Raw genomic sequence first — 13,982 nt, 5'->3', positions numbered from 1 at the left:
CCGCGATCGGCCAGATCACCCCGAACAACTACGAGAACGCCTACGCGGCGACCACGTCCGCTACCCTCGCGGAAGCGGCATAACCGAACCGACGCCGTGTCCACGATCGAGGGTCAAGGCCCCACCTTGACCTGATCGTGCATCAGTCCCGCGCCGGCATCTGCTTCTCCGCGACGCTGATCTGGATCAAGACCGACCTCGTCACTCCCCGCTAGTCTGCAGCGGCGACAGGGCTCCGCCCAGTCGGACGGTGGGTGCGTCGGCCTGGTTCCAGCGGAACAGCACCAGGTGCCAGAGCCCCGGGCTCTTGCGCGAGGGGTCGATCAGCCCGTTTGCGCCGACCTAGAGGAGACGGTCGCGCACCGCCCACGACGACGGCGTTCCGCCGGCGGCAGCGATGTATTGCCAGGGAGCGACCGCGTCAGCGAGGTCGATGCCGGCCGCCTCCAGAGTGTTCGCATCGCGGAGGTCGACGATGCCAGATGCCTCGACATCGATCTCAACGATCTCAAGCGCCACCGACCGGGCGTCCTTGTGAGCGATCATCGCGGCCTCGACACCGTCAACAGACGAGCTCAGATAAAGCGTCGGCTCGTGCGCCCGCGAGTAACGGCCCACCGAACGCGATCCCGCGATCGCGAACTCGCGGAAGTTCGGATCAATCGCTCGATAGAACGTTCCCCGAATCGCGGAGGCGAAAGTCGAATCGATGCTTGTCACCATGCCAGCATCTCACCCCACGCCAGCCCCACGAACCGGAAGCGGAACTAGATCAACACGGCCTAATGGCGGCGCCGCACGCAACTGCGAGCAGCAGGTCGGGCCGGCTCGGCCGTTCTTCGATCGCGGACGAGAGCGTGTCCGACGAGAGCCGCGCAGCCGGCACCGAGCGACCGGTCGACCCCATGCTCCCGCAGTGGATCACTTGCCAAATACCCCCAGGGGGTATAAAACTGAGGGGAGCAACGACAGTTTCCGCCGCTGCTGCACCCTCTGATGCGAGGAGTACCTCATGAGCCCCGAGACACTTCGACCCCTGCCGATGGCTTCCACCGGCTGTTCCTGCTGCTCCACCGCCCCGGTGGAGGACCGCGCCGCTGCTGAGGCGACTGCGACGTCCGCGGCCGAGACCACGACGTATCCGGTGCGGGGCATGACCTGTGGTCACTGCGCCGACAGCGTGACCACGGCAATCACCGTTCTCGAGGGCGTGGAGGAAGTACGGATCGACCTGGCGCCCGGTGGGATCTCCACCGTGACCGTGGCCGGAGCTGCCGCACCGGCCGCCGTCCGCGCCGCCGTCGCGGAGGCCGGCTACACCGTGGCCGACGCCTGACCCACCCCGGCAACACCCAGCCTCGTCCGAGGCCTTGCGGAAGGGACACCATGAGCACCCCCCACCACCACCACGACCACCCGGTTACCCCCGAACCCGACCACGCCGGGCACGACATGGCCCAGCACGGGCATCACCGCGGCACGGGCCCACACGGCCCGGCGGACGCTCCGCCGGGCGGGGACCGTCATGGCGGCTACGATGCCGAGCAGATGGCGCACGAGGGGCATGCCCTGCCGACCGCCACTCACACCGGCCATGACATGACCGGGCACGGTGAGCACGACATGGCGGGCCACGAGCACCACGACCCGCACGCGGGGCACGACATGTCGGGTCACGGGGGCCATGCGGGTCATGGTGATCACGTGGGGATGTTCCGTCGGCTGTTCTGGATCATGTTCGTCCTTGCTATCCCGACGGTGCTGCTGAACGGGATGTTCGCTGACCTGCTCAGCTATGCGCTGCCGGACGCGGCCTGGGTGCGGTGGGTCTCGCCGGTCCTGGGCACGGTCATGTACCTGTGGGGCGGGAAACCGTTCCTGACGGGCGCGGTCGAGGAGATCCGGGATCGCAAGCCCGGCATGATGCTCCTGATCGGGATGGCGATCACGGTCGCCTTCGTTTCCTCGCTCGGCGCCAGCCTCGGACTGCTCTCCCACGAGCTCGATTTCTGGTGGGAGCTCGCCCTCCTGATCGTGATCATGCTGCTGGGCCACTGGCTCGAGATGCGCTCCCTCGCGCAGACCTCCTCCGCGCTGGATTCCCTGGCCGCGCTCCTGCCCGACCAGGCCGAGAAGATCGAGGGCGAGGACATCGTCGCGGTTTCCCCGGCCGAGCTGCAGCTCGGAGACGTCGTGATCGTGCGACCCGGTGGCCGGGTCCCGGCCGACGGGGAAGTCATCGATGGTGGCGCCGACGTCGACGAGTCGATGATCACCGGCGAGTCCAGCCCCGTGCGTCGCGAGATCGGTGATCAGGTCGTCGCCGGCACGGTGGCCACGGACAACGCGCTGCGCGTGCGCGTCACCGCGATCGGTGAGGACACCGCCCTGTCGGGCATCCAGCGCCTGGTCGCCAACGCCCAATCCTCCACGACCCGGGCCCAGCTGCTCGCGGACAGAGCCGCCGGCTGGCTGTTCTGGTACGCGCTGATCGCGGCGATCGTCACCGCGATCGTGTGGACAGTCGTCGGGGTGCCCGAGAGTGCACTGGTCCGCGCGATCACCGTTCTGGTCATCGCCTGCCCTCACGCGCTGGGTCTGGCGATCCCGCTGGTGGTGTCCATCTCGACCGAGCGGGCCGCGAAGGGCGGCGTCCTGGTCAAGGAGCGTGCCGCCCTGGAGCGGATGCGCACCATCGACACCGTCCTGTTCGACAAGACGGGCACGCTGACCAAGGGCGAGCCCGCCCTGAACCACGTCACCACCGTCCGCACCCTGGGCGAGGACGAGCTGCTCGCGCTGGCCGCCGCGGCCGAAGCCGACAGCGAGCACCCGCTCGCCCGCGCCATCACCGCCGCTGCCGCGGAACGCGGACTCGACGTGCCGCGCGCCACCGAGTTCCAGTCCACCACCGCGGTCGGCGTCAGCGCCACCGTGGACGGGCGCACCGTCCAGGTCGGCGGACCCAACCTCCTGGCCGAGCACGGCCAGGGACCGCTACCGGCCACCGGGCCGTGGTCCGCGGACGGAGCGATCGTCCTCCATGTCCTCCTCGACGGGCAGGTCACGGGAGCGATCGGCCTGGCCGACGAAGTGCGCCAGGAATCTCGCGAGGCCGTCGATGCCCTGCACGAGCTGGGAATCCGCGTCGTCATGATCACGGGCGATGCCCAGCCCGTTGCCCGCGCCGTGGCCGGCGAGCTCGGTATCGACCAGGTCTTCGCCCAGGTGCGCCCGGAGCACAAGAGCGAGAAGGTCCTCGAGCTCCAGCGCGACGGACGAGCCGTGGCGATGGTCGGCGACGGCGTCAACGATGCCCCCGCCCTCGCGCAGGCCGACGTCGGCATCGCGATCGGTGCCGGCACCGACGTCGCGATCGCCTCCGCCGGCGTGATCCTGGCCTCCGACGATCCCCGCTCGGTACTCTCGGTGATCCAGCTCTCCCGTGCCAGTTACCGCAAGATGAAGCAGAACCTGTGGTGGGCTGCCGGGTACAACATCGCCGCCGTTCCGCTGGCCGCCGGTGTCCTGGCGCCGATCGGATTCGTACTGCCCATGTCGGTCGGCGCGATCCTGATGTCGTTGTCCACTGTCGTTGTGGCCTTGAATGCGCAGATGCTGCGCCGACTGGATCTGACCCCTGCCAAGAGCGCGGCGCGCCTGGCCGGCCGCGAGAGCTCGACCTCGGTGTCGACGACCCAGTCTTCGAGCCGCGCGGGCTCGGCCAGCTTCCGGTCGGACTCGAGCAGGACCTCCACGGCGCCCAGGAACGGAGATCAGACTGGAGCCCATGAGGAGTGAATCGGCTCGAGCTGCAGCGACGGTTCTCGTTGTCGAAGACGAAGTCGCGCTCTCGGACGTCGTGAAGGCATACCTCGTGAAGGCCGGCTACGCCACGGGGACCGCGCGAAGCGGTCCGGAGGCGGTGGAGGTAGCCCGCGCCTTGTCACCGGACGTGATCATCCTCGATCTCGGCCTGCCTGGCCTCGATGGCTTGGAGGTGATGAGGAGGATCCGCGCCTTCTCCGACTGCTACGTGCTGATCACGACGGCGCGATCAGAGGAGGTTGATCGCCTGGTGGGCCTGTCGGTGGGTGCGGATGACTACCTCACCAAACCGTTCAGCGTGCGTGAACTTGTCGCCCGGGTCCAGGCCGTGCTGCGGCGGCCCCGCGCCGAGCCCGGGACCGCTCCTTCGGGCACCGTGCGCGCATTCGGAGAGCTTGAGATCGATACGGCCGCCCAGGAGGTGCGGCTCGCTGGCCAACCAGTCCCGCTGACCCCCACCGAAAGGGGACTGCTTATGACCCTGGCCCGTCGGCCGGGCCAGGTCTTCAGCCGCCACCAGCTGATGGAAGCCGTCTGGGGTGATACCTGGAACGGAGATGACCATCTCGTCGATGTGCATATTGCCAACCTGCGACGAAAACTGGACGAGACAGCGGGTTCGGCACGGTATGTCATCACGGTCCGCGGTATCGGGTACCGGATGGGGAAGGGGTGAGGGCGTGACTGATCCCCGCTCATCGGCCAGAACGACCCGCCCCGGCACGAGCCTCGCCTCACGTTTGATGATCGGCCAGCTCATCGTGCTGTGTGCCGGCGCCGTCAGCATCACCGCTCTGACGGTGATGATCGGACCCGCCGTCTTCCACTATCACCTGCTCCAGACTGCTCTTCCGGTGGGCAGCGCTGAGATTCTGCATATCGAGCGCGCCTACCGTGACGCCCTCGCCCTCGCCCTGGGGGTCGGACTGGTGGTCTCCCTCCTAGCGGCAGGCCTGGTCACCTGGAGACTGGCGCGACGACTCCGGCAGACACTCCACCGCCTCACCCTGGCCGTGGACGAACTCTCCCGAGGCCACTACTCCACTCGGGTGCCCGCCCTCGGTGCGGGAACCGAGCTGGACTCTCTGGCCGCCACGCTCAACGACATGGCTGCACGCCTAGATGCCGTCGAAGAGAATCGCCGCCGGCTGCTCTCTGACCTCGCCCACGAGCTACGTACTCCCATTGCGACTCTCTCGGCACATCACGAGGCGATGGCTGATGGTGTCATCGAGCCGGAGGCGGCCATGCCCATCCTTGCCGGTCAGACCATACGCCTGTCCCGGCTGGCCGACGACATCAGCGAGGTGTCCCGTGCCGAAGAGGGACAGCTCCCGGTGGAGCTGCGGCCCACGTCGGTCCGCGACCTGCTGGACTCAACACTCCAGGAATGGGAGGAGAGGTTCGCGGCAGCGGGTGTGGCATTGCGACGAGATTTCGTTATGCGCCGCTCCCCGATCATTCACGCCGACCCGGACCGCCTCGCCCAGGTACTCGGAAACCTCCTGAGCAATGCCCTGCGGCACACCTCGCCCGGGGGCGCCGTCACTCTCTCAGCGCTCACCACCGGCGACGTGGTGGAGATCGCGGTGTCCGACGACGGTGAGGGTTTCACCGCGCGTGACCAGGTGCGGCTGTTCGAACGCTTCTTCCGCGCCGACAGCGCTCGCACCCGCGAAAACTCCGGCTCGGGAATCGGCTTGACGATCAGTCGCGCCCTCGTGGATGCGCACGGCGGGACCATGGCTGCCGCCAGTGAGGGGCCCGGGCGCGGAGCCGTCTTCACCATCCGGCTTCCTCGAGCGACCGTTGAACGCTGATCCTCGAGAGCAGCACCCTTAGACGATCGTGGTGAAGGTGCCGATCTGGACCTGCAGGAGCGCCATCCACTGCTCCCACACCCCGGAGATCAGCAGCAGCCCGATGGTGATCAGGACGGACCCGCCGACGATCTGGAGCGTGCGGCGATGCCGGGACAGCATCTTGGAGATTCCTAGGGCGCGCTGGAACACGAGGGCGAAGAGGATGAACGGGATCCCGAGCCCGATCGCGTAGCCGAAGGCGAGGAGGGCGCCGCGGCTGGCGGATGCCTCCCCGAGGCTGAGTGCGGCGACTGCGGCGAACGTCGAACCGATGCACGGGGTCCAGGAGAAGCCGAACGTGATCCCGAGCAGCGGGGCGCCGGCGAGTCCGGCATCGGGGCGCTTCCGGATCCGTTTCTCACCGGAGAGGCGGGGGAAGATTCCCACGAACACCAGGCCCATGAGGATCACCAGCACTCCGGAGATCCGATTGATCGCGCTGGTGTACTGGATCACCAATGACCCGAGTGCACCGACGAATCCGCCGATGACCAGGAATACCGCAGCGAACCCGGCGACGAACAGCACAGCGCCGGTGACCAGGCGCCATGGCCGTTCCCCGGGATCGCCGGTGCGGGGCGGCCCGGCGCTTCCTCCGGTGAGCCCGGTGATGTATCCGAGGTAGCCGGGGACCACCGGAAGCACGCACGGCGAGAGGAACGCGACCAGACCGGCCACCATCGACAGCAGGAGCGCCACGGCCAGGGGCCCACTCAGCACGGTGGTGGCGAACAGTTCACCCATCAGGCACCCTCCTCCAGCACGGCGTCCAGGAGACTGTCCAGGGTGCTCTGGTCGGCCGCGCCCGTGATCCGGGCAGCTACCCGCCCTTCAGCATCGAGGATCAAAGTCGTGGGGCCCGCGTTGGGCGAGACGCTGCCGTCCATCGACGCGATCACCGCCCCGTCGGGGTCCGGAATCGAGGGATAGGTGATCCCGAAGGTCTCCTCGAACGCGGCGGCCGGCCCGGCCTTATCTCGGGTGTTCACGCCCACAAACTCCACTCCCGGTGGCCCATAGTCCGCGTGCACCGCTTTCAGTGCCGGCGCTTCAACCCGGCACGGTGGACACGAGGCGTACCAGACGTTGATCACCAAAGGTGCACCGCACAGCGCCGCGGAGTCGAAGTCGTCTCCGCTGTATGTCGTTCCCCGGACTTCTAGAGGAGCGGCGCGGACCTCGGGAGGAATCTCCACGACGACACCATCACCGGAGACGTACCCGGCGTTCGCCTGGCTTGCCGCGTCCGAGGAACCGCTGCACGCCGCAAGGAGGGGAGCAAGGACGAGCAGACCGCCGCCCAATCGGAGGGTGGTCCGCCGACTCAGGCCGGGCCCCGGCGCGTCTGGGCTGATGGCGGGATGTCGAAGTGCAGTGGGGAGGCTGCGTCGGCTCACGTCAGCTGGAGACTGGTCAGACAGGTCAGATCATCCTCCGCCTGGGTCGAGATGGACGCGGTCCCCGTGTAGTCCTCGAGGGTGCACGTGAGCTCCGCGGTGATCCCGCGCGGCAGCCAGAAACCGACGAATCCGTTGTCATGCGTGGTGCGAGTGCCCTCCTCAAGGACCTCGCCCGAGCTGCTGTCGACCACGCTCACGGAGATCTCGCGGCTGCGCAGCTCCCCGCGGCACGTCGTCAGGCTGTGGAAGGCGCACTCGTGGGTGGCCTCCACGAATGGGGCCACCGACAGGTAGAACTGATCCGGTGGAAGGGGCAACTCGGCCTCGCGCCCTGCATCGTCACTGAGCTGAAGGGATGTCGGGGTGACGCTGGCGATCAGGTTCTGCGGTCGCTCAGCCACCGGGAGCGCTTCAAGCTGGTCGATGATCTCCTGTGCGTCGGCGTCAGCGAACCCATGTTCCTGGAGCAGGTCCTCATCTTCCGTGACGGGAGCGTCCTCAGCTCCGCGGGTCCCACAGCCAGCGACCACGAGCGGGAGCAGTCCGACACCGATCAAGAGTGATCGTCGGGGCAGCTGGCCGGTCCCGCGGCGGGATCCACCGCCGGAGGGACCCAACGCGCTACGCGGTCTTGCCGGAAAGTTCACTGGAGGGGCTCGATCTCGCTCTCGACGACCCACTTGTGGTTCGTCATCATCATCCCGTCGGCTTCGTAATCGACCATGTACACGGTCTCCTCGGTGGCACTGTCGATGGTGGCCTCAGCACCCTCCATCCCGGTCATGTGATCGGCGGTGATGACCACTTCGGTGCCCTCTGCCAGCGGTGCCTCGCCCGGGTTCTCGAGCTCCTCGTGAACGACCCACTTGTGGTCAGTGACCGGCTCACCGCCATCGGTCGGCGTGAAGCTGACCGAGTAGGTCGTGGTGTCGAAGGCGCCCGAGATCGTCGCCGTCGCCCCCTCCATGCCCTCCATGTGGTCCGCCGTGAGCGTCACCTCCGTGCCGACCGGGAACTCGGGATCCTCCGCAGACGCCATACCTTCGGGCGCAGGGCCGCCATCCATCGGGTGCTCCATGCCGCCGTGGCTGCCTCCATCGGACGCCTCCGACGCTTCTGACTCGCCCGGCGTCTGACCCTCCTCAGACCCGCTGTCGGTGCAGCCGGCAAACACAATCGCACCGGTGACGACGACGGCCGCGAGACGGCCGAGAGAGCGACGAGAACGCATGATTTCTCCTAGTCAGAGGACGATTTGCACCAGCCTATGACCCCTAGATCAAGGTCTCCTCAAGGTTAGATCTTGACTTCTTGAGCACAACGTTGGCCAGTCATTCCGCATTGCCTCCAAACGAGTGGTCTATCCGCTTCCGTCCTTCGGGGGGTGTCCCTATGTTTCTGTCGCGCGTCAGACTTGGTGGCAGGACCAGTTGTTTGCGGGTCTGACCTGAAGGAGTCTGATCATCATGGCAAGACCACCTGTCGTTCCGTCCGAGGAGAAAGTCCGGATCGTGCTGTCCGTGCTGGCTGGCGAGGTCACCGTCGCCGAGGCCGCCAGGCGAGCGAAGGTCTCCGAGCAGTCGGTGGGGAACTGGAAGCGCCAGTTCCTCGAGGGTGGCCGCTCGGGCATCGTGGCCGGGAAGTCCAAGCCCTCCAGCCGGGAGCAGCAGCTCGAGGCCGAGGTGGCCGACCTCACCCAGGCCCTCGGTGAGGCTCACCTCGAAGCCCGGGTCTGGAAGAAGAGCGCGGAGGGGCATCTGGGCCCTTCGAGGACCTCGAGGTGATCCGCTGCGACGCGGGCATGCCGACCACTAGGTTCTGCCAGATCATCGGCGTGCCCGAACGGACCTGGAGGCGCCGCCAGGCCCGCCAACGCTCCGGTAAGCAGGCCAGGGGCCCCTGGCCCCGGCCAGCCCGGCAGAGCGTGCGGGAGGCCGCTCGGGCTCACGCCCTCGCGCATCCCGCGTGGGGCCACCGGAAGGTCTGGGCGATGGTCCGCCACGAGGGGATCACCTGCTCGCAGGCGACCATCCTGCGCGTGCTGCGCGACGAGGGACTGATCCTTCCCGCCGCCTACCAGCGCGAACGCCGCCAGCTCGCCCAGAGGCGCAAGGCGGCATTCGCGGAGGAACCCACCGGGGCGAACCAGGTATGGCAGCTGGACTTCTCCGAGTTCGAGACCAACACCGGCGGGACCTGGAGGATCGCAGGATGCCGGGACTACTGGAGCAAGTACGAGTATCCCTGGCACGTCTCTCCCACCGCGAACCAGCACGACGCGATCACCGCGATCGAGACCGCCCTGGAACACTACGAAGCCCTGTTCGGTCATCCGCTGATCGAGACCTGCCAGGCAGACGAGAACGGCGAGGTCATCCCCGCCCTCACGATCGTGACGGACAACGGCGGCCCGTTCCGCTCATTCCGATTCGAGCACTTCATCACCAGCCATCCCGAGCTGCGCCACGTCCGCACCAGAATTCGCACTCCGGGACAGAACGGGTCCCGTGAACGCGGGTTCGGCACGCTGAAGTACGAAAGACTGTTCCTCGAGGAGATCGACGACGTCCTGGCGCTGGTCGAGCACGCCGACGCCTACCGCAGCGAGTACAACCAGATCCGTCCTCACGAGGCCCTGGCCTGGAACCGACCGCTGGACGTCCACCTCGGCCACGCCGACCCCTACACCCCTACCTTTCCCACCACCGAAAACGTGCCAACTACTTGACGCGGGACAGCGTCGGAGCGCCACCTGTCCTGGCCGGCCCCCATCTGCGGCATTCACTACTGGAACGGTGGCCCGCACAGCTGTGGAGGATGGACTCGTGGGTGGCCTATGCTCGAAGAGAGGCGAGGTCGCGGGCGACGGGCATCCGAATGACCGTGGCACTTCCGCGACCGGGCCATCCACAACTGGAGGAGATCGTCATGGCAAGCAGCAACCGCGCCGTCGTGTTCCAGAACGTCAAGGACATGCGCGTCGAAACCCTCGACTTCCCGAAGCTCGAGATGCCGAACGGCAAGAGCGCCCCGCACGGCGTCATCCTCAAGATCGTCGCCACCAATATCTGCGGCTCCGACCTGCACATCTACCGCGGTTCCTTCCCCGTACCCCAGGGCATGGTGATGGGGCACGAGATGACCGGCGAGGTCGTCGAGGTCGGCTCCGACGTCGAGTTCCTCTCCGAAGGCGACCTGGTCTCGGTCCCCTTCAACGTCGCCTGCGGCCGATGCCGCAACTGCCGCGCCCGCCACACCGAGGCGTGCGAGACCGTGAACCCCGACGCGGCCTGCGGCGCCTACGGGTTCAACCTGGGCGACTTCCAGGGCGGACAGGCGGAGTACCTGTTCGTCCCCTACGCCGACTTCCAGCTGCTCCGCTTCCCGGACAAGGACCAGGCCATGGAGAAGATCCGTGACCTCGCCCTGCTCTCGGACATCCTGCCCACCGCGTTCCACGGCCTCATGGAGGCCGGGGCGAAGCCCGGCTCGACCGTCTACATCGCCGGCGCCGGACCTGTGGGACGCTGCGGCGCCGCGGCGGCCCGGCTCCTGGGCGCTTCCTGCATCATCGTCGGTGACTACCATCAGGACCGTCTGGACCTGGTGAAGAACAACGGCTGCGAGACCATCGACCTGAACCAGGACGTGCCGCTGACCGATCAGATCGAGGCCATCCTCGGCGAGCCCATGGTGGACTGCGCCGTCGACTACGTCGGCTCAGAAGCCCACGGGATCGGCCGCGAGGCCGAGGACATGAACCCGGCACACGCCATCAACCAGGTCATGGACGCCACCCGCGCAGGCGGTGCCACCGGCATCGTCGGCGTCTACGGCCCGAACCCGCTGGCGTCCTCCAAGGCCGAGCAGGAGGGCACCTTCTCGCTCGACTTCGGCAAGGCGTGGATCAAGTCGCCTCGGATCTCCGGCGGCCAGGCCCCGATCATGCACTACAACCGCGAACTGATGATGGCGATCCTGTGGGACCGCATGCCCTACCTCAGCGACATGCTCAACACCAAGGTCATCAGCCTCGACGACGCCCCGGACGCGTATGCAACGTTCGACTCCGGTGCCTCGGAGAAGTTCATCATCGACCCGCATGGCATGATCCCCGCCTGATTCAGGGATGTCATACACCCGGCCCGCGATCGTCGCGCAAGCGACGGCCGCGGGCCGGCTCTGTGCACGGAACCTTCGCTGCTCCCGTCCTGGACGATGCCTGGCGCGGGCCTGGGGCAGCTCGCTGCGACTTTTGGACGGATGCTGGTGGGCGAGCGTGGCGTCGGGGGGGCCTACCCCCGGTTCGTGGACACGGGGGTTGTTTACGCTGCGAGCGCCAGCGTAGCGGTGTAGGCGCGCTCGTAGGCGTTCGGGGAGAGGGGGCCTGACCCTTGTTCGTGGACACGCTGATTCCAGCATTGGCTGGGGAAGCGAGATTATGAACCATGGCCAGAAAGAACTACTCCGAGGAGTTCCGCCGGCAGGCGGTCGACCTGTATGAGTCGACTCCGGGAGCGACGCTCCGCGATATCGCGGAGGACCTCGGGATCGTCCGGGGAACGCTGCGGCAGTGGCCGGAGACTCACGGGACCGGGAAGAAAACGGCGGCTGACGGCACGCTGACAGACAGCCCGTTGCGGTCCGCGCCGACGGCTTCCACATCGGATCCTGATGAGCCGCTCGAGCAGCGCGTGGCACGGCTGGAGGCGGAGAACGCCCACCTGAGAGCCGAGACGACGAAGCTCACCACAGAGCGGGAGATCCTCCAGAAGGCCGCGAAGTATTTCGCCGGGGAGACGCGCTGGTGAGTCGCTTCCAGTTCGTCGCCGAGAACTCCACCACCTACCCGGTGAAGCGACTGTGCGAGCTCGTCGAGATCGAGCGCTCCTCCTACTACGCCTGGCAGACAGGCACCCCAGCTCGGTCCGCGCGGGCCGCTTCCGATGGCGAGCTGCTCGAGCGGATCCGCATCATCCACGCGGAGGACGATGCCCAAGGCGTCCCGCGGATCACGGCCGAGCTCAACGACGGGGCCGCGCCCGAGGACCGCGTCAACCACAAGCGGGTCGCCCGCGTGATGCGGGAGGCCGGACTCAGCGGGTAGGCGGATTCAACCAGTCGTCGCAACACCTCGATAGGGGAGGTTCGCGATGGCGACGAAGGACTGGAGTGCGAAGACAGGTGACGCGCCTGAAGGGGTTCGTCGGCAGTGGCGTGCGGATCGGGCGCTGCGGCCGCCGATGCGTTCGCCGGGACGGCCTGCGCCGTCGAAGGCGGTGCAGCGACAGTTCTGGCGGCTGATCGCGACGGGGATCACGTCCGCGGAAGCTGCGATCGCGGTAGGGGTGTCCGTGCCGGTCGGGATGCGCTGGTTTCGTCATGCTGGCGGTATGAGGCCGTTGAGTCTGGTGGAGCCCTCGGGCCGGTACCTGTCGTTCGAGGAGCGCGAGGAGATCGCGCTGCTGCGCGCGAAAGGCAAGGGAGTGCGGGAGATCGCGCGTGCAATGGGACGAAGCCCGGGCACGGTATCTCGGGAACTTCGCCGCAATGCGGCCACGAGATCCGGCAAGTCGGAGTACCGGGCGCTGGTGGCGCAGTGGAAGGCGCAGGAGAGCGCGAAGCGCCCGAAGGTCGCGAAGCTGGCCGTGAACGATGCGTTGCGCGAGTACGTGCGAGAGCGTCTCGCGGGGCGAGTGCGCCGTCCTGATGGCACCCTCGCAGACGGGCCGACTCCTGAGCCTTGGAAGGGGTTGAACAAGCCGCTGCGGGCGGATCGCCGGTGGTCGCTGGCATGGAGCCCGGAGCAGATCTCCCACCGATTGAAGATCGAGTTCCCCGATGATGAGTCCATGCGCATCAGCCACGAGGCGATCTACCAGTCGTTGTTCATCGAGGGCCGCGGCGCGCTCAAACGGGAGCTCGTCGCCTGCCTGCGGACCGGGCGGGCGCTGCGCCGGCCACGGGAACGGTCCCGGAACAAGGCCCAGGGGCACGTCACCGAGGATGTCGTGCTCTCCCAGCGCCCAGCGGAAGCTGCCGATCGTGCCGTGCCGGGGCACTGGGAAGGCGATCTGATCATCGGCACCGGTCGTTCTGCGATCGGGACGCTCGTGGAGCGTTCCAGCCGGGCCACGATCCTGGTGCATCTGCCCCGTCTGGACGGCTGGGGCGAGAAGCCCACGGTGAAGAACGGGCCGGCGCTGGGCGGCTACGGCGCTGTCGCGATGAACGCCGCGCTGACGGCGTCGCTTGCGGACCTGCCTCAGCAGCTTCGCCAGACCTTGACCTGGGACCGCGGGAAGGAACTCGCCGCGCATGCAGCGTTCACCCTGGACACCGGTACGAAAGTTTTCTTCGCCGACCCCCACTCGCCCTGGCAGCGACCCACGAACGAGAACACCAACGGCCTGCTGCGCCAGTACTTCCCCAAGGGCACCGACCTGTCCCGCTGGAGCGCGGCTGACCTGCGGGCGGTGGCATACACGTTGAACAATCGCCCCCGGAAGACCCTCGGGTGGAAGACGCCCGCAGAGGTCTTCCACGAGCATCTAGAATCGCTGGATCAAGCCGGTGTTGCATCGACCGATTGAACCCGCCCAATTCCGGTCACGGAAATTCTCGCACGCACTGAACCGGTATCACCTCATCGGATCGATGGGGAAAGTCGGTGCTGCCGGGGACAATGCCGCGATGGAGTCCTTCTTCGCTCTGCTGCAAAAGAACGTCCTGGACCGCAAGAGGTGGCGGACCCGAGAAGAGCTGCGGATCGCGATCATCACCTGGATCGAGCGTACCTACCACCGACGCCGCCGCCGGGCCCGCCTGGGTCGATTGACCCCCATCGAGTTCGAGACCATCATGAACCCGACCGTCAGCCTGGCGGCCTAAC

13 protein-coding genes and 2 pseudogenes are annotated in these 13,982 nt (G+C 67.3%); 10 read left to right on the top strand and 5 right to left on the bottom strand.

Translation table 11 applies throughout. The features are described 5' to 3' along the window. Nucleotides 1–342: 342 nt before the first annotated feature. Complete coding sequence (locus Bequi_RS10775) at nt 343–723, bottom strand: hypothetical protein (protein WP_249737932.1); 381 nt, start codon at nt 721–723, stop codon at nt 343–345. A gap of 289 nt (nt 724–1,012) precedes the next feature. Between Bequi_RS10775 and Bequi_RS10770 the strand changes: the two genes are divergently transcribed. The 4 genes from Bequi_RS10770 to Bequi_RS10755 all read left to right on the top strand — a co-directional run bounded on the left by Bequi_RS10770 (nt 1,013) and on the right by Bequi_RS10755 (nt 5,648). Continuing rightward, nucleotides 1,013–1,336, top strand: a complete 324-nt coding sequence (locus Bequi_RS10770) for a cation transporter (protein ID WP_249737931.1) — start codon at nt 1,013–1,015, stop codon at nt 1,334–1,336. A gap of 50 nt (nt 1,337–1,386) precedes the next feature. Next, a complete protein-coding gene (locus Bequi_RS10765) occupies nt 1,387–3,801 on the top strand; it encodes a heavy metal translocating P-type ATPase (RefSeq protein ID WP_430623116.1) in 2,415 nt (804 codons plus the stop codon). Further along, a complete protein-coding gene (locus Bequi_RS10760; RefSeq protein WP_249737930.1) occupies nt 3,791–4,504 on the top strand; it encodes a response regulator transcription factor in 714 nt (237 codons plus the stop codon). The genes Bequi_RS10765 and Bequi_RS10760 overlap by 11 nt, the downstream gene beginning before the upstream one ends. Before the next feature lie 67 nt (nt 4,505–4,571). Beyond that, nucleotides 4,572–5,648, top strand: a complete 1,077-nt coding sequence (locus Bequi_RS10755; protein WP_249737943.1) for a sensor histidine kinase — start codon at nt 4,572–4,574, stop codon at nt 5,646–5,648. Between the two features lie 18 nt (nt 5,649–5,666). Here the strand turns inward: Bequi_RS10755 and Bequi_RS10750 are convergent, their stop codons facing one another. The 4 genes from Bequi_RS10750 to Bequi_RS10735 all read right to left on the bottom strand — a co-directional run bounded on the left by Bequi_RS10750 (nt 5,667) and on the right by Bequi_RS10735 (nt 8,321). Next, the gene (locus Bequi_RS10750) at nt 5,667–6,434 is read right to left on the bottom strand and encodes a cytochrome c biogenesis CcdA family protein (RefSeq protein WP_249737929.1); all 768 of its coding nucleotides are present in this window, start codon (nt 6,432–6,434) and stop codon (nt 5,667–5,669) included. Continuing rightward, a complete protein-coding gene (locus Bequi_RS10745) occupies nt 6,434–6,886 on the bottom strand; it encodes a TlpA family protein disulfide reductase (RefSeq protein WP_347271996.1) in 453 nt (150 codons plus the stop codon). Before Bequi_RS10745 ends, Bequi_RS10750 begins: the two co-directional genes overlap by 1 nt. Nucleotides 6,887–7,083: 197 nt before the next feature. Next, nucleotides 7,084–7,620 (bottom strand): CueP family metal-binding protein, encoded by a 537-nt coding sequence (locus tag Bequi_RS10740; RefSeq protein ID WP_347272000.1) that lies wholly within the window; start codon nt 7,618–7,620, stop codon nt 7,084–7,086. Nucleotides 7,621–7,733: 113 nt separating this feature from the next. After that, a complete protein-coding gene (locus Bequi_RS10735) occupies nt 7,734–8,321 on the bottom strand; it encodes a YdhK family protein (protein WP_249737927.1) in 588 nt (195 codons plus the stop codon). A 235-nt stretch (nt 8,322–8,556) separates the two neighbouring features. On the opposite strand from Bequi_RS10735, the gene Bequi_RS10730 reads away from it, so the two are divergent. From Bequi_RS10730 to Bequi_RS10705, 6 genes and pseudogenes are all read left to right on the top strand, one after another. Further along, nucleotides 8,557–8,874, top strand: coding sequence for a helix-turn-helix domain-containing protein (locus Bequi_RS10730; RefSeq protein ID WP_249737926.1), 318 nt, complete (start codon nt 8,557–8,559; stop codon nt 8,872–8,874). 17 nt (nt 8,875–8,891) lie between these two features. Continuing rightward, nucleotides 8,892–9,818: an integrase core domain-containing protein gene (locus tag Bequi_RS10725; protein ID WP_249737925.1), complete on the top strand. Its 927-nt coding sequence runs from the start codon at nt 8,892–8,894 to the stop codon at nt 9,816–9,818. A gap of 200 nt (nt 9,819–10,018) precedes the next feature. Next, entirely contained in the window at nt 10,019–11,212 is a 1,194-nt protein-coding gene (locus Bequi_RS10720) for an alcohol dehydrogenase catalytic domain-containing protein (protein ID WP_249737924.1), read from the top strand. Between the two features lie 326 nt (nt 11,213–11,538). Beyond that, nucleotides 11,539–12,194, top strand: a pseudogene (locus Bequi_RS10715) (transposase); the annotation flags it as partial. 49 nt (nt 12,195–12,243) lie between these two features. Next, nucleotides 12,244–13,683, top strand: coding sequence for an IS30 family transposase (locus tag Bequi_RS10710; RefSeq protein WP_430623115.1), 1,440 nt, complete (start codon nt 12,244–12,246; stop codon nt 13,681–13,683). 4 nt (nt 13,684–13,687) lie between these two features. Next, nucleotides 13,688–13,981, top strand: a pseudogene (locus Bequi_RS10705) (integrase core domain-containing protein); the annotation flags it as partial. Nucleotide 13,982: the final 1 nt, after the last annotated feature.

Origin of the sequence: Brachybacterium equifaecis (assembly GCF_023509525.1) — a bacterium.
GTDB classification, from domain to species: domain Bacteria; phylum Actinomycetota; class Actinomycetes; order Actinomycetales; family Dermabacteraceae; genus Brachybacterium; species Brachybacterium equifaecis.
This window is presented reverse-complemented; position numbering and strand designations above follow the sequence as displayed.

Bases quoted from the DNA above. Each gene is read 5' to 3' on its own strand.
- Bequi_RS10725 (WP_249737925.1), top strand. From the start codon at position 8,892: ATGCCGACCACTAGGTTCTGCCAGATCATCGGCGTGCCCGAACGGACC.
- Bequi_RS10775 (WP_249737932.1), bottom strand. From the start codon at position 723: ATGGTGACAAGCATCGATTCGACTTTCGCCTCCGCGATTCGGGGAACG.
- Bequi_RS10750 (WP_249737929.1), bottom strand. From the start codon at position 6,434: ATGGGTGAACTGTTCGCCACCACCGTGCTGAGTGGGCCCCTGGCCGTG.
- Bequi_RS10770 (WP_249737931.1), top strand. From the start codon at position 1,013: ATGAGCCCCGAGACACTTCGACCCCTGCCGATGGCTTCCACCGGCTGT.
- Bequi_RS10720 (WP_249737924.1), top strand. From the start codon at position 10,019: ATGGCAAGCAGCAACCGCGCCGTCGTGTTCCAGAACGTCAAGGACATG.
- Bequi_RS10760 (WP_249737930.1), top strand. From the start codon at position 3,791: ATGAGGAGTGAATCGGCTCGAGCTGCAGCGACGGTTCTCGTTGTCGAA.
- Bequi_RS10755 (WP_249737943.1), top strand. From the start codon at position 4,572: ATGATCGGCCAGCTCATCGTGCTGTGTGCCGGCGCCGTCAGCATCACC.
- Bequi_RS10710 (WP_430623115.1), top strand. From the start codon at position 12,244: ATGGCGACGAAGGACTGGAGTGCGAAGACAGGTGACGCGCCTGAAGGG.
- Bequi_RS10730 (WP_249737926.1), top strand. From the start codon at position 8,557: ATGGCAAGACCACCTGTCGTTCCGTCCGAGGAGAAAGTCCGGATCGTG.
- Bequi_RS10765 (WP_430623116.1), top strand. From the start codon at position 1,387: ATGAGCACCCCCCACCACCACCACGACCACCCGGTTACCCCCGAACCC.
- Bequi_RS10735 (WP_249737927.1), bottom strand. From the start codon at position 8,321: ATGCGTTCTCGTCGCTCTCTCGGCCGTCTCGCGGCCGTCGTCGTCACC.